Genomic DNA, 212 nt, shown 5'->3' with positions numbered 1-212 from the left:
GCGTCGTCGCCGCGGGCCAGCGAGCGCAGCGCGCGCTCGTGGGCGGCCAACCGGCCCGCCGCCGCCAGTGCCTGCTCCAGCGCGGCGAGCGAGGCCTCGGTGCCGTCGAGCAGGTCCAGGAGCGTGCCCACCTGCGGGTAGCGCCCGTGCGCGGCCACGTACGCGCTCAGCACCTGGCGCAGCGCGTTGCTCGCGCCGTCGTCCAGGCCCAA

The 212-nt window shown here is 78.3% G+C and carries 1 pseudogene; it reads right to left on the bottom strand.

Annotated elements, in window-relative coordinates:
- Nucleotides 1–212, bottom strand: a pseudogene (locus GT354_RS38650) (hypothetical protein); the annotation flags it as partial.

This window comes from Streptomyces sp. SID3343 (genome assembly GCF_009865215.1).
Classification (GTDB): Bacteria; Actinomycetota; Actinomycetes; order Streptomycetales; family Streptomycetaceae; genus Embleya.
The sequence above is the reverse complement of the archived record's forward strand: the minus strand, read 5'-3'. Positions and strand labels throughout refer to the sequence as shown.